General features: G+C 42.9%; 15 protein-coding genes. 7 read left to right on the top strand and 8 right to left on the bottom strand.

What is annotated here, in order from left to right; all coding sequences use genetic code 11:
* Positions 1-600: 600 nt before the first annotated feature.
* The 4 genes from M1P97_RS01390 (at position 601) to M1P97_RS01375 (ending at position 6487) form a co-directional block, all read left to right on the top strand.
* On the top strand, positions 601-2064 hold the full coding sequence (locus M1P97_RS01390; protein WP_249388182.1) for a capsule assembly Wzi family protein: 1464 nt from the start codon (positions 601-603) through the stop codon (positions 2062-2064).
* Positions 2052-2441, top strand: coding sequence for a lipocalin-like domain-containing protein (locus tag M1P97_RS01385; protein ID WP_195375485.1), 390 nt, complete (start codon positions 2052-2054; stop codon positions 2439-2441). Before M1P97_RS01390 ends, M1P97_RS01385 begins: the two co-directional genes overlap by 13 nt.
* 520 nt (positions 2442-2961) lie before the next feature.
* On the top strand, positions 2962-5358 hold the full coding sequence (locus tag M1P97_RS01380) for an SLBB domain-containing protein (RefSeq protein ID WP_249388181.1): 2397 nt from the start codon (positions 2962-2964) through the stop codon (positions 5356-5358).
* A gap of 19 nt (positions 5359-5377) precedes the next feature.
* Complete coding sequence (locus tag M1P97_RS01375) at positions 5378-6487, top strand: Wzz/FepE/Etk N-terminal domain-containing protein (RefSeq protein WP_195375230.1); 1110 nt, start codon at positions 5378-5380, stop codon at positions 6485-6487.
* 98 nt (positions 6488-6585) lie between these two features.
* Here M1P97_RS01375 and M1P97_RS01370 read toward each other — a convergent pair whose 3' ends face one another.
* The 6 genes from M1P97_RS01370 to M1P97_RS01345 form a co-directional block, all read right to left on the bottom strand.
* Positions 6586-7215: an outer membrane beta-barrel protein gene (locus tag M1P97_RS01370; protein ID WP_195375226.1), complete on the bottom strand. Its 630-nt coding sequence runs from the start codon at positions 7213-7215 to the stop codon at positions 6586-6588.
* Positions 7216-7245: 30 nt separating this feature from the next.
* A complete protein-coding gene (locus M1P97_RS01365; RefSeq protein ID WP_195375225.1) occupies positions 7246-7917 on the bottom strand; it encodes a DUF4136 domain-containing protein in 672 nt (223 codons plus the stop codon).
* Positions 7918-8142: 225 nt separating this feature from the next.
* Positions 8143-8823 carry an OmpA family protein gene (locus M1P97_RS01360; protein WP_195375224.1) on the bottom strand — a complete coding sequence of 227 codons (681 nt, stop codon included), beginning with the start codon at positions 8821-8823 and terminating at the stop codon, positions 8143-8145.
* A 44-nt stretch (positions 8824-8867) separates the two neighbouring features.
* Positions 8868-9194 (bottom strand): hypothetical protein, encoded by a 327-nt coding sequence (locus tag M1P97_RS01355; RefSeq protein ID WP_075558231.1) that lies wholly within the window; start codon positions 9192-9194, stop codon positions 8868-8870.
* Positions 9195-9274: 80 nt separating this feature from the next.
* Complete coding sequence (locus M1P97_RS01350) at positions 9275-9625, bottom strand: DUF6565 domain-containing protein (protein WP_195375223.1); 351 nt, start codon at positions 9623-9625, stop codon at positions 9275-9277.
* 88 nt (positions 9626-9713) lie between these two features.
* Positions 9714-12404: a glycoside hydrolase family 2 protein gene (locus M1P97_RS01345; protein ID WP_249388180.1), complete on the bottom strand. Its 2691-nt coding sequence runs from the start codon at positions 12402-12404 to the stop codon at positions 9714-9716.
* A 259-nt stretch (positions 12405-12663) separates the two neighbouring features.
* On the opposite strand from M1P97_RS01345, the gene M1P97_RS01340 reads away from it, so the two are divergent.
* Both M1P97_RS01340 and M1P97_RS01335 read left to right on the top strand, forming a co-directional pair.
* The gene (locus M1P97_RS01340; protein ID WP_249388179.1) at positions 12664-13515 is read left to right on the top strand and encodes an agmatine deiminase family protein; all 852 of its coding nucleotides are present in this window, start codon (positions 12664-12666) and stop codon (positions 13513-13515) included.
* 219 nt (positions 13516-13734) lie between these two features.
* Positions 13735-14292, top strand: a complete 558-nt coding sequence (locus M1P97_RS01335) for a hypothetical protein (RefSeq protein ID WP_195375220.1) — start codon at positions 13735-13737, stop codon at positions 14290-14292.
* 5 nt (positions 14293-14297) lie between these two features.
* Here M1P97_RS01335 and M1P97_RS01330 read toward each other — a convergent pair whose 3' ends face one another.
* Positions 14298-15182 (bottom strand): AraC family transcriptional regulator, encoded by an 885-nt coding sequence (locus M1P97_RS01330; RefSeq protein WP_249388178.1) that lies wholly within the window; start codon positions 15180-15182, stop codon positions 14298-14300.
* Positions 15183-15314: 132 nt separating this feature from the next.
* The gene (gene clpB / locus M1P97_RS01325; protein ID WP_195375218.1) at positions 15315-17903 is read right to left on the bottom strand and encodes an ATP-dependent chaperone ClpB; all 2589 of its coding nucleotides are present in this window, start codon (positions 17901-17903) and stop codon (positions 15315-15317) included.
* Between the two features lie 269 nt (positions 17904-18172).
* Here clpB and M1P97_RS01320 point away from each other — a divergent pair, with 269 nt between their 5' ends.
* Entirely contained in the window at positions 18173-18673 is a 501-nt protein-coding gene (locus M1P97_RS01320) for an RNA polymerase sigma factor (protein ID WP_195375229.1), read from the top strand.
* The last annotated feature ends 6 nt before the right edge of the window (positions 18674-18679 follow it).

Below are 18679 nucleotides of genomic sequence, written 5' to 3'. Positions count from 1 at the left end.
TATTATCAGATTTGAATGTTACTTTTCTCTTGAAAGAAAAGTAACCAAAAGTTCAAGGCTGCACCGGCTTCGCTGCTACGGTGAAAGACTACGCTTGAAAAATCCGAAACTCGCTTCGCTCAAACAGCGGATTTTTCCGAGTCGCTTCGTCTTTCCCCTTCGCGGACGCTCACCCGCCGAAGGCCTGTCAGAGAACGCAAAGCGTTCTTTGGGGATGGCCGATACCGACACCTTTATAATACAACAGGTGTTTTCGACTTTAACAGACGGTATCGGCAATCCAAAGAGGAAGCTCCGCTTCCTATGAAAGGCCTCAGATGGCGAGCGTTAAACGCAGCAGCCGGAGTGAGCGGCCGGAGCATCCGCTGTCTGAGCGAAGCGAGTTCGGAGGCGACAGCGAACGCAGGATGCGGAGTAGCGAACCAGGTGCAGCCTTGATCTTTTGGCTACTTTTGGATCAAGCCAAAAGTAGGTTCATATTTTTCTATAATAGCTCAATTATTTCTAACATCCGAGCGCGAAGCCCAATTATTCATTATTCATTATTAATTGAAAAGGTTTCACCTTTTCCTATGTCACTATTTTCTAATCAAACAATAAATGAAATTTATATCTAAACTAATCATTTTTGGAGGCATCTTTATGTTTCCCATATCCTCTTATGCTCAGTTTACCAAGGGATTGAATTACCGGACAGAGACCGGGATCAGCTTTAGCGGAGGGGAACATACGCCTTTCTGGCTGACAGCTAATAAACAGGGACTTTCGTCTATCGAAAAGAACAGCGGATACCTTCGTGCCGGTATCTTCCGGGAGATGGAAGACGATAAACGTTTCTCCTATGCCTTTGGTGCGGATCTGGCTGTAGCCTATAATTTCAGCTCATCCTTTATCATACAACAATTGTATGCAGACCTGAAATACCGTTGCCTGCAACTGAGTATCGGGAGTAAGGAACGGCATAGTGAATTCAATAATCCGTTTCTCAGCAGCGGAGGACTGACATTTTCAGGGAATGCACGTCCGATCCCTCAAGTTCGTATCGGTATTCCCGAATATACGCCCGTACCGGGTACCAAAGGATGGCTGGCATTCAAAGGTCATGTTGCTTACGGCATGTTTACCGACGACGGATGGCAAAAGGATTTCGTAGCTCCGGGGAATAAATATACGGAACATGTGCTCTATCATTCCAAAGACTTATATGTAAAGATCGGTAACCGCGAGAAATTCCCGCTGATCCTTGAAGGGGGGCTGGAAATGGCTGCGCAGTTCGGAGGGAATGCGTATATCGGGAACGATAAGACTGATATGCCGAACGGGATAAAGGATTTTTTCAAGGTGTTTATCCCTAGTGGAGGCAGTAGCGAAACACCGATGGGTGAACAAACAAATATTTACGGGAACCATTTGGGGAGTTGGAATTTTTCACTCACTTGGTATGCTCCCGGAAATTGGACAATCCGCCCCTATTACGAACATTATTTCGAGGATCACTCGCAGATGTTCGGTGAATATGGTTGGAAAGATTGTCTGGCGGGAATAGAAGTAACATTCCCTAAGAACCGCATAATCAGTGGTTTCGTCTACGAATATATCTCGACAAAGGATCAGACAGGGGCTGTTTATTGGGATCACACGCCGGAAATCCCCGAGCAGGTGAGTGGTACGGACGATTATTATAATCATGGTATTTATACCGGTTGGCAACATTGGGGAATGGGGATCGGAAATCCGCTTGTCGTATCGCCTATTTATAATACCGATGGGGAAATTCGATTTAAAAGCAACCGGATGCAAGGACATCATTTTGGGATAATGGGCAATCCTTGTGCCGATTTACAATATCGTATTCTTTTATCGGTTTCCCGAAATTGGGGTACTTATGCACTCCCTTTTTATGAAATCAAGAAAAATGGCAACGCTTTAGCCGAATTAAAATATACTCCTCACCAACTAAATGGGTGGGACTTCACTGCTTCATTAGGCATGGACCGGGGTGCTATGCTGGGAAAAAGTACCGGAGGAATGATTACAATCAGAAAAACAGGATGGATACGATGAAAAAAGGAGTGATTTTTACATTGCTGATTTTATTGATCAGTGCGTGTGGCAAAATGCCTATCAATGGTGATCTGGACGGCCGTTGGCAGATTATGAAAATAGAATATGCTTCCGGAGAGGAGGAAACACCGGAACGGGCTTATTATAGTGTGGCATTACATACAATCAACTTAATGCAGGTCGGCGTTACAAAGCAAACCGGGAATATGGAGTATACCGGAGATTCACTGTTTGTCACCATGCCGATCAGTACAGTCGAAGATTTATTGCCTTTCGGCATGAACGGAACAGAGCAACGTTTCGGAGTAAAAGAATTATCCTCCAAACATTTGGTTTTACAATCAGACTATGCCCGGTTGGAGTTCAGAAAGTTTTGATTCAATATTTGTCAGATATGAATGTTACTTTTCTCTTGAAAGAAAAGTAACCAAAAGTTCAAGGCTGCACCGGCTTCGCTGCTACGGTGAAAGACTACGCTTGAAAAATCCGAAACTCGCTTCGCTCAAACAGCGCAGCCTCCTCACGCTTCGTCTTTCCCCTTCGCGGACGCTCACCCGCCGAAGGCCTGTCAGAGAACGCAAAGCGTTCTTTTGGGATTGCCGATACCGACACCTTTATAATACAACAGGTGTTTTCGCCTTTAACTGACAGTATCGGCCATCCTAAGAGGAAGCTTTGCTTCCTATGAAAGGCGTCAGCTGGCGAGCGTTAAACGCAGCAGCCGGAGTGAGCGTCCGGAGCATCCGCTGTCTGAGCGAAGCGAGTTCGGAGGCGACAGCGAACGTAGGATGCGGAGTAGCGAACCAGGTGCAGCCTTGATCTTTTGGCTACTTTTGGATCAAGCCAAAAGTAGGTTCAAAACTTTCTAAAATCGAAATAACAAAAACAAACAACAATATGAATACCGTAATCAGAAATGTATTAATGGGGGGATTGCTGTTGCTGTCGGTTCCGATGGCGGCACAGGTTTCCCAAGATTTGATCGACAAGGCGAAAGCAGCCGGAATGACGGAAGAGCAGATCCGGCAGGAGATCACTAAAAGAATGGGACAGTCGGGTACAGAGCAAATGGGCCAAAAGGCTTCCGATGCAACGGTTTCCGACCGGGTTGTTGCAACCCCCGAAGGAAAAGAAGAAACAACACTGGAAGAACAACGCCGGAGAAACCTTCCGGAAAATGATCTGAAAGAAACTGTTTTCGGACGGGAGATATTTTCAAACAAGAACCTGTCGTTTGAGCCGGATCTTAACATACCGACTCCCAAGAACTATATCCTGTCGGCGGGCGACGAGTTATTAATCAACGTATGGGGAGACTCGGAACTGAATATGAAACTGAAAGTTTCTTCCGAAGGAACCATCCTGATCCCCAACCTGGGGCCGGTAGCCATTAGCGGACTTAGTATTGAAGCAGCCGAAAGTCGTATCCGGCAAGAGCTGGGACGTATCATGTCTACCCTGTCCGGTACTACCGACGGGGCCAATACATTTGTTTCAGTCAGCCTGAGCCAGATACGCAGTATAAAAGTAAACATCGTTGGGGAAGTTATCGCTCCGGGAACTTATACCCTACCCTCATTTGCCACCTTGTTCAACGCATTGTATGCAGCCGGAGGAGTAAACGAGATCGGTTCGCTGCGTGGTATCAAAGTCTATCGCAACAGCAAAGAGGTGGCTAACCTGGATGTGTACGATTATCTGTTGAACGGAAAATACGGAACCAATATCCGGTTGGAAGAAAACGATATGATCATAATCCCTCCATACGACCAACTGGCTGTGGTAAGAGGTAAAGTGAAACGTAACCGCATCTTTGAAATGAAGAAAGGGGAAACGTTACAGCAATTATTGAATATGACCGGAGGATTTACCGGAGATGCTTATACCAAAGATGTCCGCGTAAAACGGAAAGCCGGCAGCCGCTATCAGATTGCCACCGTCAGGGAAGACCAATACCCGACCTTCACGATGATGGATGCGGATTCGCTGATGGTGGACTCGGTAATTCCTTTCTACGAAAACCGCTTGACGATAACAGGAGCTGTATGGCGTCCGGGAGAATATGAATTAGGTACGACGGTACGCACAGTCAAAGAGTTGGTCAAGCAAGCCGCCGGCCTGAAAGGAGATGAATTTGCCGGACGTGCACAAATCACGCGGTTGAATCCCGATTTTACAACAACAGTTATTGCGGTGGACATACGCGGCATACTCAACGGCACGTCTCCGGATATGGAACTGAAACCGGAAGACAAACTGGAAATACCTTCCCTGTTCGACCTTCGCGAACCTTATACGATAAAAGTAAGTGGAGCAGTCAACTACAAAGACACAGTGTTACCTTACCGCCATAGTCTGACCATAGAGGATGCTATCATTATGGCCGGAGGCCTGCAGGAATCTGCGGCTACAGTAAATGTTGAAGTTGCCCGCCGTATTAAAGATTCAAAAGCCGAACAAAACAGTAACATCACAGCGAAAGTGTTCAATTTCACACTGAATGACGATTTGGGACTGATACCGGCAGCCGGTACAACTGCTGAAACAGTCTTCACCCTTGAACCATTTGATGAAGTATATGTTCGCTTCTCTCCAGGCTATCAGGAACAACAGGTGGTAAAAATAAATGGAGAAATCACTTTTGCGGGCGATTATGTATTAGCCGAAAAGAATTCACGCCTAAGTGACATTATTTCTAAAGCCGGTGGAATAACTCCGGATGCTTATGTAAAAGGGGCCAGCCTGAAACGACTGTTGACGGAAGATGAAATGCGTCGTTTGGAAACATTGATGGAGCTAAGTTCCAACAAACAGAGTCGTGACTCGATTTCATTATCGATAGCAAACATTAAGGATTATTCAGTCGGTATCGATCTGGAAAAAGCTTTAGCTAATCCCGGAAGTTCTCACGATGTGGTATTACGTGACGGAGATATTCTTTACATTCCCCAATTACAGAGCACAGTAAAGATAAACGGAGCCGTCACTTACCCGAACAGTGTAACGTATACGAAAGGGATGTCAGTGGGTGATTGCTTGTCACAAGCCGGAGGATATAACGATATTGCCCGTAAATACCCGATCGTTATTTATATGAACGGAAAAGTCGCTACCACAAAGAAAAGACTCATTTTCTTCAAACATTATCCGAAAGTCGAACCGGGATGTGAAATTGTGGTACCGGCCAAGACACAACGCGATCGTAAGACCGGTTTGGCAGAGATATTGAGTATAGCCAGCTCGACGACTTCAATGGCAGCAATGGTTACCTCTATTATTAACAATATGAAATAATACGACAAAATATATGGATATGATTCAAATGAGTTCTCCGGATACGGACAACAACACACAGGAAATCGACCTGATCGAATTAGCCAAACAGTTGTGGAGTAAGCGTAAATTCATCTTTAAATGTTGTGGAATAGCCGTAGTAGCCGGACTTATCGTTGCTTTCAGCATACCTAAAGAATATAGTACCAGCGTAAAACTGGCACCGGAAACCTCCGATCCAACCAAAAAGATGGGGAACCTGGGAGGACTCGCTGCCATGGCCGGTATTAATCTGAATACATCTTCCGGATCGGATGCTATCTCTCCGGAGTTGTATCCGGACGTAGTCAGCAGTGTTCCTTTTCTACTGGAGTTGTTTCCGGTACAGGTAACAACAGAAAAAGGGAACTATTCAGCCTCTTTATACGACTATATGGATGATAATCAGAAAAGTGCCTGGTGGAGTTATGTGATACAGGCACCTTTCAAATTAATAGGCGGGGTGAAAGAATTGTTCTCAAAAGAAGAGCCGGCAAGTAACGGGGAGTTGACTTCTTTCCGATTGACAAAGGAACAGGCTGACGTAATCAAGGATTTACAGGAGCGCATCTCCGCCTCTGTCGACAAAAAGACATCGGTCATTACCGTAGCTGTCCAGATGCAGGACCCGTTGATCTCAGCCAGTATCACCCAGGTTGTCGTAGATAAACTTCAAGAATACATTACTAATTACCGTACCCAAAAGGCTAAGCAAGACCTGGAATTCACAGAAAAAGTATTCGGCGAAGCCCGTGAGTCTTATTATAAAGCTCAACGTGCATACGCAACCTTTGAAGATGCCAACAAGAATATTATTTCTGCCAGTTACCGGACAGAACAGGAGCGATTGAAGAATGAAATGACACTGACCTTCAATGTCTACAACACATTGGCACAGAAGTTGGAACAGGATAAATTGCGGGTTCAGGAACAGACACCGGTTTATACCGTTATACAACCTGCCACTGTTCCTCTGAAACCGGCATCCCCCAAGAAACCGCTGATCCTGATAGGCTTCGTATTCCTGGCAATATTCGGTAGCATTGGTTATTTATTCATCAAAGACCTCTTTAAACCGAAAGAGGAAAATGACGACTTCCTGATCGAATAACAGGCATGAGTATAAAAAATAAAAAATGAGAAGCTGCCGCTGCAGCTCCCCATTTTCTAATAAACTACATAAAACACTTAAAAGAACAAACTTCTATTTTAGAATGCAACACCGAAGCGTACGCCCCAGTTATTTATTCCGTCCATGGAATAAGTCAGGACTTTACTTTTATTTGTTGCATAGTTGTAATAAGCGGCTACATGCAAACCGAATTTCTTTTCCGGAGTAAAGAAAATATTCATACCGACTTCAGGAGCTACATAGAAACCCCACTGGCGGTCGTATACTTTCATTACATTCATATAAGTCGACATTTCGCTGTATTCAGTACCTAATTTAGCTGAAATATAAGGTTCGAACTGACCTTCACGGGTGAAGCTATAACGGAACGCTGCACCAAAAGGCAACTGGAATAAGGAATGTTGCTGATCGGATGTGATAGCAGAAGTTTCGCCTACATTAAGTGTCTGACGGTCGATATATTTATTATTCGTGTGATAAGAAATAAATGCACCTACTGCAAAATTAGGAACTACATAATAACCGGCTTCACCGTGAGCGCCCCAACCGCTTGTCTTGTCGGCAAAGCTATTGCCGAACGGAGTGTTAATATCCCAGTCGATATTGAAATACATATTGTTTACAACCTGGGCGCCAGCCAGTGAGGGCATCGCTAAACAGGCGATAAGTAAAGCGACTAATTTTATTGATTTATTTATCTTTTTCATAAGACTCAAATTTTACTGATTCGCGTTTAATTATTTCCTGAGGTATGGTGATTGAACAAATGCCTGATCGATTGCACGGATTGACAACTGAGTGTCGACCTTATCAGAACCAGACAATAATCCAGCCATGTAAGCAGTCCAGACAACCGGCAGTTTAGCATCGGCTTTAGGAGTCGGAGCTTTCAGATCAACCATTTCAGCAAGCAGAGAACCTACGCTATAGCTGTAAACTACCGGGTACGGATAATACCAATCGTGCCAGTCATATCCCCATGTCGGACCCCATCCCGGTCTCCAATAATTCGGTGTCCAATATCCTGGGTAACCCCACCACCAGTAGTTGTTGTTATAATCATTATACCAGTTTGTAAAATAATTTACATTTTCAACAAAAGAAACCTGCAGACCCAGGTCTGCGTCTTCTTTATCCATTGTGCGTGTATAACCACGACTTTCCATATTGCCGATCACTGTAGAAATAATATTGTCGGCTTCTGTTGCTGTCCAGTACTGAGGTTTCTCATTACTACCGATTACCAACACGCTATCAGGCACATAGAATGTGGTGAACGATTTAAAATCCGTTTTGCTATCGTGATTTGTGTACACCACGAAATCATTATCCAGCTTTGACATATCCGGATCTTTCTGACAGGATGCCAGTAAAAGGATCAACAAGAAAAAAGGAATAATCTTTTTCATCTCATTTTAACGTTTAAAACAGTTTATACTATTATTTGTGCTTATATATAAGTTATCCATGAAACAACAAGAAATTAAAAAAAGTTCTCTTTGATGTTATTTTGGCTGTGTTAATTAACTTACAGAAAGACTTCAAAACGCTCGTAAACGATAGTTAAAACGCGAAAAAGCCTGAAATAACTTACGCTATTTCAGGCTTTTGGATTATTCTTAAGAAATAAATATTTATTTCAATGTGCCTTGCTGTGCATCCTGTATCATTTTATCATTTGCCAGGATCAAGATTTCCACGCGACGGTTCAAGGCACGTCCTTCCGGAGTATCGTTGCTGGCAACGGGATCGTGAACCCCTTTGCCTTCGTATTCCATACGTCGTCCGCTTACACCCTGATCTACCATTAGATAATCATATACGCTTTTAGCACGTTTCTCAGACAATGTCTGGTTGTAATCCACCTTACCGGTATTATCGGTATAACCAACTATCTTGATGTCGGTATCCGGGTTCTCATTCAGGCTGACAGCCAGTTTACGCAATGCGCTGCGTGAAGCGTCGCTCAATGTGCTCGAGTTGGTGGCAAATAGAATACCGGAGTCGAAAGTTACTTTCAGTGCTTCCCCATTGTTGATCGTTTCAACAGTAGTTTCAGGCGGTAAAGTAGCTTCGAGTTCTTTCTTCTGTTTATCCATCTTTTTCCCGATCAGGGCTCCGGCTGTACCACCTACGGCGGCTCCGATAACGGCACCTAAAGCGGTATTACCAGCCAATGCACCGATCCCGGCTCCGGCAGCAGCACCACCACCTACGCCGATGGCTGTACCTTTACCTGTATTCGTCCATGTTCCACAACTCGTAAATACTACTGCCATACATAGCAGTACAGATAATAACTTAAAACTCTTCATGATTTTTTACTCTTTTATAAACCTTATATGAATATAACAGTTTATCAATCGAACATGTTGATAGAATCGCAATATTCAAGTTCTCCCTGCACGATAAAGCTTATTGCTTCGGGATCGAATTTGCCTACGCCATCCTTTTTAGCGTTCTTGATAACATATTCGATCAATTCATCTTCGTCGATCTCGATATCGGTATTATCGTCTGCATCGTCGTTCAGATAACCGCGTGATTCGTAGAAATCGTAGATCAGGTCTACAATATAATTGATATCGTCGTTACTGAATTTTCCTTTCAACTCCTGGGGAAGATAATTCTGAATAAATTTTACAGATTCGTCTTCATCGTAAATCAAATCGTCTTTGTCGCTCATAACTTTTTCAGTTTAATTGGTTACATACTTATGCAAAGATATGGCTTTAATTGAGAATTAAAAAAAAATCCTCCGCCGTATCACTTGACTAATCCGTCAATCGCCTTTTTCCCTTCCCTGATAGCTTTGTTAATACCGATGTTGATGCCATGCTTTGTCTGGATCGTGATATATTCAGCCTTCAGTTTGGTAAGTTCAAACATTTCATCGGTTGTGAGTTCCGGGCTGTATTTATCATATTTGGTAACGGCAAATTCCTGAAATGTCTTATCTACCTTCTCCCAATCGGCAGAAGTATATTTTTCACTTTCTTTCTGCACCTTTTCGATAAACTTGGTGAAGTCCTTTACATACGATTCCTTCGTTTCACTGCAACTATTACATGTTAAAAGCGTAATAGCGGCAAACATCATCATTAAAAACCTTTTCATATCTTTTCCTTTTTAGATTAATTCCAACAAAAGTAAACAAAAAAAGAGGATCTGCACTGTCCGGCCGAATGAAACTGCCGGACAGATATTAATAGGCTGTAGCTACGATCCGGTCTGCCGTCCAACTATCAGCTACTATCTGTATCCGGTCTGCGGGTAAAGAAGAGGTAAAACTGATCGTTAAAGTACAGTAGTCACCCGGCATAAGCGTGATATAATTATCCGAATAATGTACGGGAAGGATACGCTTGCCGGTTTCCTTATCCAATACTTTGATGCGGTTGAAAAAAGAAATATTCGTTTCTGAGTGGAGCGATACCATACCGGAATAGGTTGTTCCTTCCCGTTGAAGCGATACTTTCATCTCCGGCTTTGCTTCGGGCAAACGGGATAAGCCGGAATAATCTTTCGGAAGCGTGGTCAGCCAATAGATATTCGGGGCATCCGGTAATGCGACAGCTACGTTGGAAGGCCGGGCTGGATCAGCCGGTTGCATAGACAGGCGGAGGAAGTAGACTCCTTCTATCTCCTCCGGAAAGGGAACATCAAACAAGGGCGCTACCGTATTGGCTTTGGCATCCGACTTTATTTCCTTTTCCCAACGGATCTTACCGCTGGTGTCGTAGATACGTGCATTTACGATCAGATCCGGGTAATCGGACAAGGATGTATTCAACAGTTCTACCTGCCGGGTAACGGGATTGTAAAACGGATGCAGGGGTTCGCATCCTTTACGTGTACCGTACAGGGAAGCATTTACATCAAGGAACCAGTCGTACATCTGCCCGCGCAGGGAAGTCCACGGGTTCTGGGTTTTCCAGATCAGTATCCCGGTGTACCAGTCCCAAAGATGCGACCCCCAACCCTCCATAAAGCTACGGTATTGATCGTAATTCACGACCTGAGCGTATTTACAATAGGTTTCGATATCCTTTACCTCGCCATAACGTTCCAAATGATCCTGATATCCCAGATCCCGATGATAACGCCAGGTGGCATTACGGGTAAAACCTTTTCTCGGGAATCCTTCCAGGTCTTTCTCCGTCATCATTTCCCGCATACTTTCCACCTCCGGCGAACCGACGGAGCCTGCCTCCGGATTAAACGGATGCGAACGGAAAGTAAAGAACCATTCCGGTTCCTGAATACCGTAAGGACCGTCGCCGTTATCGCCCAGCAGGTTACGGGTAAAGAGGGAGTCGGTCGAATAGCTGACGAACAGGCGTTCGGGATCAAGCTCGGGGAAGACTTTTTCTTTCAGTTGCTTGTCGATGTTTTTAGCCAACGGCCATTCGTTAGCTCCACACCAAAGACAAAGGCTCGGATGGTTACGTATCATTTTAACCTGGTCTTTTACCGAGGCGATAAAGAGATCGTGATTGTCGGGATATTCCCAACGACGTTCGCGGGAGTCCATTTTCATCGGGTCTTCCCAGGCACCGTTACAATCGCCGCTGCCCCATAAATCTTGGAAGACCAGTATTCCGTATTCATCACAGGCATTATAAAACTCCGGGCGTTCGAGCAGGGCACCTCCCCATACGCGGATCATACGCAAATTCATTTCGGCATGGAAACGGACTTCATCGCGGTAACGTTCAGGGGAAAGACGCAGTAACCAGTCGGAAGAGATATAATTACCTCCGGTTACATAAATCTTCCGGCCGTTCACATAGAAGCGACGACCTCCGTTATCCGGACATTTATCTGTTGTGATCTCACGGATACCATATTTGAGTTGTTGACTGTCACTGACCCGGTTATCTGCTTCAAAGTAAATATGCATATCGTATAGAGGCTGTTCCCCCACTCCGTTGGGCCACCACAACTGCGGATTTTTTATTTTCATCGGGTCGAAACGAACTTCCCTTTTTTCGTATGGAGACAAGGTAAGACGCTGCGTTAAACGGATGCCGTTTGTTTCGCAGACTAACAGGCCTTTACGTGGTGTATCGGTGATATTCTCCACCTCAACAGAGGTCTTTACAAAAGCATCCTCCTGTGTTTTCTTTTCCGGAGAGCGGACACCAGGCACTTTCGTTACAATATATGGCGATTGAACGGTTACAGCACCGGTAGTAGTAACCGATACCTCATCCCAGATACCGGTATTACGATCCCTGATGGGTTGAACCCAGTCCCAGCCGGGCGTATATTGCATGGTGTTATTACGGGCGATCTGTCCGTCACCGCCTTGTCCGCCATTCGGATCGCCGGGGTATGTGGGAGGATAAACGAGGACCGCCAAAACATTTGTGCCTTCCTTCCGGAGATGTTCCGTTATATTAAACGATTTCCGCAGGAACATTCCTTCATGGGTGGTATTATTAAGCCGCTTGCCGTTCAGAAACAGTTCTGCTTTATAGTTTATTCCCCGGAAGTTCAGCCAGACAATCCGATCGTCCGGTACTGTCGGCGTTTCAAACTGGTAAACGAACCAGAAAGTATAAAAATCATTGCCGGCTTCATAAATATCGGGGATCAGGTTATTGTTCATTCCGAACTCAGGTGCAGGGTACAGTCCATTTTCCAGTAAAGTGGTCAGTATTGTCCCAGGGACACGGGCAGGCATCCAGCCTGTTGTTTCCAAGGGCGTAGAGCTTAAAAGATTTCCATCAGTCTTTATCTCACTGGCTCTCCGCGCCATCCAGCCGGAATCAAATAAAGTTTTTTCCCCGGGATCAGGGAAAGCCAATATTAGTTTCTCTTGTGCAGAGAGTGGAAATAATCCGCAAACAATCAAAAACCAGCAAAGTAAAATAAGAGATGTGTGTTTCATAACGTATACAATTTAGCAGCCGTAATATACGACAAAAAAAAGACAAGGCGTCTTTCACAAACAGAAGAAGCCCTGCTCTTTATATTTTATTAATAGAAGATCAGTAAAATCCGGATATTCCTTATAATTCTTAAAGACCACTCCCAATACATATTTCCGAACATCAAAAAAGACATCCTGAGAAAAAATAACTTTTGCACTTTTGAATAGTCCCGCACATTTCTTTTCCATCTAATTTTGCTTCATAAACTTTAAAGACATGATTACAGATAAAAATACCGATTTCGTTTATTTCAGTTCTTTAATAAAAGAACTCGACCAATATACACCATTTTGGAAAAGGTTAAATACTATATTGACAGAGAAAAAAATCAATTATGGTTTTATTGAAAATACTCGTGACATTTGGTGTAGGGATTATATGCCCATTCAATTAAATGTCAACCAATTTGTTCAATTTGAATTCTTCCCAGATTATTATCTTTCCCCCCAATATATTTCTAAACTAACAATACCATCCGAAGTTAGAACCAATGAAAAAATGGATCTCAAATATATAAATTTAGTCATTGACGGAGGTAACTTTATTAAATCAACATCTGATGTTATCTTAACAGAAAAAGTTCTTAAAGAGAACCATAGACTCAGTAAAGAGGCTATTATCACTTTATTAAAAAAAGAGATTCATCTTGACAATATCTATCTGATACCTCAATTACCTTATGATATAACAGGACATGCAGACGGAATGGTCAGATTTATAAGCAACACAGACCTACTGGTTGCCGACTATTCCAATGAAAGTAAAAGCTGGCGTACAAGAATGGATAAGGCACTGGATAAAACCGGATTAAACATTATCCAATACCCTGCTAAAACTACAGAGGAGAGAAATCAGGATGGAGATTATACAGCCAAAGGAACATATATCAATTTTTTACAATTTGAAAATTATATATTACTTCCTCAGTTTGGACTTGATACAGATGATCTTGCTTTTATACGTACAAAAGAATTATTTCCTAATTATCAAGTCATTCCTGTTAATTCTAATGAGATAGCAACAAACGGAGGAGTGCTTAATTGCATAACATGGAACATAAAAAAGTAAGCATTCCCTTATGCGATCCACTCTCAAAATACCCCACATCATAAAAAAACAAACATCATGAAAGAGTTGATAATTATTATTAGTATCTTCGTTATCCTATTCTGGATCGGAGTAAAGTTACAGCGTTGGATAAATGGGACAAGTAAAATTTCAAAAAACCAGAAAAAGATACTAGATGAAATAAAAAAGAAACATACCTAATTATAAACAAATATCATTATGGAACTACAAGATTTATTAGACTTAAGAAATGTCAATATTGGAGAGCTCGAAAATAGATTCAAAAATATTGCCCAGTTGTTATTTCAAGAATATCATATAAAAAAAGGAAATGATATATACGATTTCATTGAAATAGAATTTTATTACTACACAAAGGGACATGAAGACATCATAACTTATCCACGAACCATAGATGCCGGTAAATGGTATTTCCACCCAAGCGGTGTTGACCTGTCGTTGCATAGTGATGCCGAAAGCTATGGTGGAATTCTGATTAAAAGTATAAAACATGGTGATGAGATTATTAATGGTCCTTTAAAAAGTTCATGGGAACTATTTGATGCATTTGACGCATTCAAAATGAAATCTGATGAATATCCATTAATTGTTCATAAAGAAAAAACAGAGAAAACCATCTTAAAAAGAAAGAGAAAAATCACATTCAATAAAGACAATGATGCAGACAAGGAAAAAGCGAAGAACAGATTTAAAAATGACTATTCCAAATTCATTGACTTTTTGGATGCTGAATATCAATTTTATGTCAAAAAATAAATAGACTACAATAAATTTGATTTAGCTTTAACAACAGGTAGCAGAACTTCAGTCAATAAATCCTCTTCTGAAGTATCTGCTACACTGTTCAAATATCGTTCAAGAATCAAACCTTCTCCTAAACAATAACCTTCCGGAATTTGTTGCAAAATAGCATTGTAAAAAGAATCAAGTTTGTCATAAATACCTTTATGCACATAAACGGCATACTCTGCTTTAGGCAAAAGCATAGCTTTTATTTCATTGTCCACTTTCAAATTAGGCATATGACGAACAGTTAACCCGGCATAAAAGCAACATTTTTCATCAACCGTAATATCCCGGTCATCATAACAAATACCCCAATACTCCTCTTTTTCCGGAAGTAAATTATTTGATTGAGCATAATCATAAAGCAGTTCCCAACTTCTTTCTTCAAAACATCCGGAAACAAAATCCGTATAACTGCCTTGATATATAAAAAAGATAATTGGTATTTCTGATAATTCAAGAAGAGAACAGTCTATCGTATCAGATATAACATCCGAAACAAAATTTTCTGACTTATATTTTGCAGGTGATTGCAAATACCTCTTCTTAAAAGCATTATAAAAAGCCGTATCATTTGTCCAACCGGTACGTTCAGCAATCTCTTTTTGAGAATAACGTCCTTCTTTCAACAACTGCAATCCATATTCAAGTCGAACACGATTAATATATTGTCCCGGTGACTCTTTCATTATAGATTTGAAAACGAGCTGAAAATTACGCTTTGATAAGCAGGCTACCTGAGAAAGTGTATTAATACAAGTCGATTCATTAAATGCATCATCAGACTCTAAAGACCAATTATGCCGTATTTGCATATTTATATAATGAATCACTGTCTCTATGTGTGATTGATAATCCATTCAAATCAATTATATCAACAAAAATAGAACTTATATACGACAATATCAAATTTAGCTCATATCAGATAAATCAAAAAGGCCTACCTCTTTTGGAAGTAGACCCTTTTACTTAATATATCAATCCAATCATCTTTAATTCTTAAATATCAATCCATCCCCTTCCCGATCGATAATGATCGGACGGTTCTTATCGATCTTCATACCCAGTATCTCCTTCGACAGTTCGTTTAGGACATATTTCTGGATAGCACGTTTCACCGGACGGGCACCGAACTGGGAATCGTAACCTGCATCCGAAATAAAATCGATAGCCGCATCGGTAAAGCTCAAGGCAACACCATTGTTGGCCAGCATCTTCTTTACGCTGTTCAACTGCAAGGTAACGATCTTACGGATCTCTTCCTCATTCAGCGGGGTGAACATGATGATCTCGTCGATACGGTTCAGGAATTCCGGACGAATGGATTTCTTCAGTAATTCCAGTACCTGTATACGGGTTTCATCGATCACTTTTTCGCGATTGTCGGGCGTAATCTTCTCGAAGCTTTCACGAATCAGGGATGAACCCATATTGCTGGTCATGATGATGATCGCGTTCTTGAAGTTCACGACACGTCCCTTGTTGTCCGTCAGACGACCGTCGTCCAATACCTGCAACAGGATATTGAATACGTCCGGATGCGCCTTTTCGATCTCGTCGAACAGGACGACAGAATAAGGTTTACGGCGGATCGCTTCCGTCAACTGGCCACCTTCATCGTAACCGACGTATCCCGGAGGTGCACCGATCAGACGGGTCGCACTGAATTTCTCCTGATATTCGCTCATATCGATACGGGTCATGCTGTTCTCATCGTCAAACAGGTATTCTGCCAACGCTTTGGCAAGCTCGGTCTTACCTACACCGGTCGTACCGAGGAAGATAAACGAACCGATCGGGCGTTTCGGATCCTGCAATCCGGCACGGCTACGACGCACGGCATCCGCTATGGCTGTAATGGCCTCTTCCTGACCGATCACACGGGTGTGCAATTCGTCTTCCAGGCGGAGCAGTTTGTCGCGTTCGCTCTGCATCATCTTGTTGACGGGAATACCGGTCCAACGGGATACCACATCGGCAATGTCTTCGCTGTCGACTTCCTCTTTGATCATGGCGGCAGCACCCTGCATGGTGTGTAGCTTGGCCTGTATTTCTTTGATCTCTTCTTCTTTCGCCTGCAGTTTACCGTAACGGATCTCGGCAACCTTGCCGTAATCGCCTTCACGTTCTGCCTTATCGGCTTCAAACTTCAGGTTCTCGATGTCGATCTTATTCTGCTGGATCTTGTTGATCTGTTCCTTTTCGCTTTCCCACTGGGCTTTCTGTTTCTTTTCTTCTTCCTTGAGGTTGGCGATTTCCTTGTTCAACTGTTCCAGTTTCGTCTTATCGTTTTCACGTTTGATGGCTTCGCGTTCGATCTCCAACTGTTTGATACGACGGGAAACTTCATCCAATGATTCGGGTACCGAATCCACCTGCAAACGCAGACGGGCTGCAGCCTCATCCATCAGGTCGATCGCCTTATCCGGCAGGAAACGGTCGGTAATATACCGTGTCGAAAGCTGGACGGCAGCGATGATGGCATCGTCTTTGATACGTACCTTGTGATGATTTTCGTACTTCTCTTTCAGACCACGCAGGATAGAAATAGTATCCAGTTCATCCGGTTCTTCGACCATCACAACCTGGAAACGACGTTCCAGCGCCTTATCTTTTTCAAAATATTTCTGATATTCGTCCAGTGTCGTTGCACCGATAGAACGCAATTCACCACGTGCCAACGCCGGTTTCAGGATATTGGCGGCATCCATAGCCCCGTCACTCTTACCGGCTCCTACCAATGTATGGATCTCATCGATGAAAAGGATGATCTCGCCTTCCGACTTGGTCACTTCGTTGACTACGGATTTCAATCGTTCCTCAAATTCTCCTTTATATTTGGCACCGGCAATCAATGCCCCCATATCCAAAGAGTAAATCTGTTTTGATTTCAGATTCTCCGGAACGTCGCCACGAACAATACGGTGTGCCAAGCCTTCAGCGATAGCTGTTTTACCGACACCCGGCTCACCGATCAGGATCGGGTTGTTCTTTGTACGGCGGCTCAGGATCTGAAGTACACGACGGATCTCGTCATCACGGCCGATCACCGGGTCGAGCTTACCGCTACGGGCACGTTCGTTCAGGTTGATGGCGTATTTATTCAGAGAGTCGTATGTGTCTTCCGCCGACTGGCTCGTTACTTTATTTCCTTTACGCAATTCCTCGATCGCTTTCTCCAGTTCTTTTTCCGTAACACCGGCATCTTTCAATATCTGCGAAGCCGTACTTTTTACGGTGAACAAAGCGAGAATGATATGTTCCAGAGAAACATACTGGTCACCCATCTTACCGGAATAATCGATTGCTTTCTGCAAAACGGCATTCGATTCGCTCGACAGGTAAGGTTCGCCACCGGATACTTTCGGATAGGATTCTATCTGACGATCCAGCACCATATTCAGATTCTGAATATTCACACCCAGTTTCTGGAAGAGGAAGTTCGTGATGCTTTCGCCCGTCATAATGACAGCCTTCAGCAAATGAACAGGTTCGATCACCTGTTGGTTATTCTTCTGAACCAACTGCACCGCCTGCTGAACAGCCTCTTGTGATTTAATTGTAAAATTGTTTAAATTCATACCTTATATTACTTTCTTGTTATCTTCTTTATTTTAAACTTCCACTGATAACTCTACAAAACAAATACCATACCGAAAACAAGTCATTTTGTCAGCATTATTTAATTATAAGAGAAAGATGTTATGCCGATCAGTCGGGATTAACGACATATTTTGTACTTTCGGTAAGAAAACAACAAGAAAGCAAAAAAGGTTTACTTTTGCCGAAGATGTGTGACTTTTTCACACACCGGGGTACTAATCCAATACAAACTAAAAGAGAAATGAATATGATAAAAGATGAAGCAGACTTCCTGTCTGCGCTGGAATCGAACATAAGCATACTGATCAAGATCGCCCGGGTGTATGCTTATACCACGCACGACAGGAAAGATCTGATCAATGACATCATCCTCGAGTTGTGGAAGTCGTACCCGAAGTTTAAAGGCGACTCCAAAATATCGACCTGGATCTATCGCGTCTCACTCAACGTGGCGTTGAATGTCAAACGAAAGCGGGACAACAACAAAGTATTGTTTTTCGATGAGTTGAAGGTTGCGGACGGCAGTGATATCCTCGAAGTCCCGACCGACAACTCCTCTGAAATCGGCCAACTCTATCAGTGCATCGAAAGTTTATCGGAACAGAACAAGGCTATTATCCTATTGTATCTGGATGATAAATCGTACGAAGAGATCTCTCAAATCCTCGGTCTGTCCAGGACGAACGTCAGTACACGTTTGAACCGGATAAAAGAGCAATTAAGAAAACAAATGAACCCCAATAAATGAATCGTT

The organism is Parabacteroides leei (assembly GCF_023369805.1).
In the GTDB taxonomy this organism is placed as follows: Bacteria; Bacteroidota; Bacteroidia; order Bacteroidales; family Tannerellaceae; genus Parabacteroides; species Parabacteroides leei.
Note: the sequence above shows the minus strand (reverse complement) of the source record. Positions and strands in the feature narration are given on the sequence as shown.

What these genes read in the sequence shown, in the direction of transcription:
- M1P97_RS01390 (WP_249388182.1), top strand. Translation starts at nt 601, where the DNA reads ATGAAATTTATATCTAAACTAATCATTTTTGGAGGCATCTTTATGTTT.
- M1P97_RS01385 (WP_195375485.1), top strand. Translation starts at nt 2,052, where the DNA reads ATGGATACGATGAAAAAAGGAGTGATTTTTACATTGCTGATTTTATTG.
- M1P97_RS01380 (WP_249388181.1), top strand. Translation starts at nt 2,962, where the DNA reads ATGAATACCGTAATCAGAAATGTATTAATGGGGGGATTGCTGTTGCTG.
- M1P97_RS01375 (WP_195375230.1), top strand. Translation starts at nt 5,378, where the DNA reads ATGATTCAAATGAGTTCTCCGGATACGGACAACAACACACAGGAAATC.
- M1P97_RS01370 (WP_195375226.1), bottom strand. Translation starts at nt 7,215, where the DNA reads ATGAAAAAGATAAATAAATCAATAAAATTAGTCGCTTTACTTATCGCC.
- M1P97_RS01365 (WP_195375225.1), bottom strand. Translation starts at nt 7,917, where the DNA reads ATGAAAAAGATTATTCCTTTTTTCTTGTTGATCCTTTTACTGGCATCC.
- M1P97_RS01360 (WP_195375224.1), bottom strand. Translation starts at nt 8,823, where the DNA reads ATGAAGAGTTTTAAGTTATTATCTGTACTGCTATGTATGGCAGTAGTA.
- M1P97_RS01355 (WP_075558231.1), bottom strand. Translation starts at nt 9,194, where the DNA reads ATGAGCGACAAAGACGATTTGATTTACGATGAAGACGAATCTGTAAAA.
- M1P97_RS01350 (WP_195375223.1), bottom strand. Translation starts at nt 9,625, where the DNA reads ATGAAAAGGTTTTTAATGATGATGTTTGCCGCTATTACGCTTTTAACA.
- M1P97_RS01345 (WP_249388180.1), bottom strand. Translation starts at nt 12,404, where the DNA reads ATGAAACACACATCTCTTATTTTACTTTGCTGGTTTTTGATTGTTTGC.
- M1P97_RS01340 (WP_249388179.1), top strand. Translation starts at nt 12,664, where the DNA reads ATGATTACAGATAAAAATACCGATTTCGTTTATTTCAGTTCTTTAATA.
- M1P97_RS01335 (WP_195375220.1), top strand. Translation starts at nt 13,735, where the DNA reads ATGGAACTACAAGATTTATTAGACTTAAGAAATGTCAATATTGGAGAG.
- M1P97_RS01330 (WP_249388178.1), bottom strand. Translation starts at nt 15,182, where the DNA reads ATGGATTATCAATCACACATAGAGACAGTGATTCATTATATAAATATG.
- clpB (WP_195375218.1), bottom strand. Translation starts at nt 17,903, where the DNA reads ATGAATTTAAACAATTTTACAATTAAATCACAAGAGGCTGTTCAGCAG.
- M1P97_RS01320 (WP_195375229.1), top strand. Translation starts at nt 18,173, where the DNA reads ATGATAAAAGATGAAGCAGACTTCCTGTCTGCGCTGGAATCGAACATA.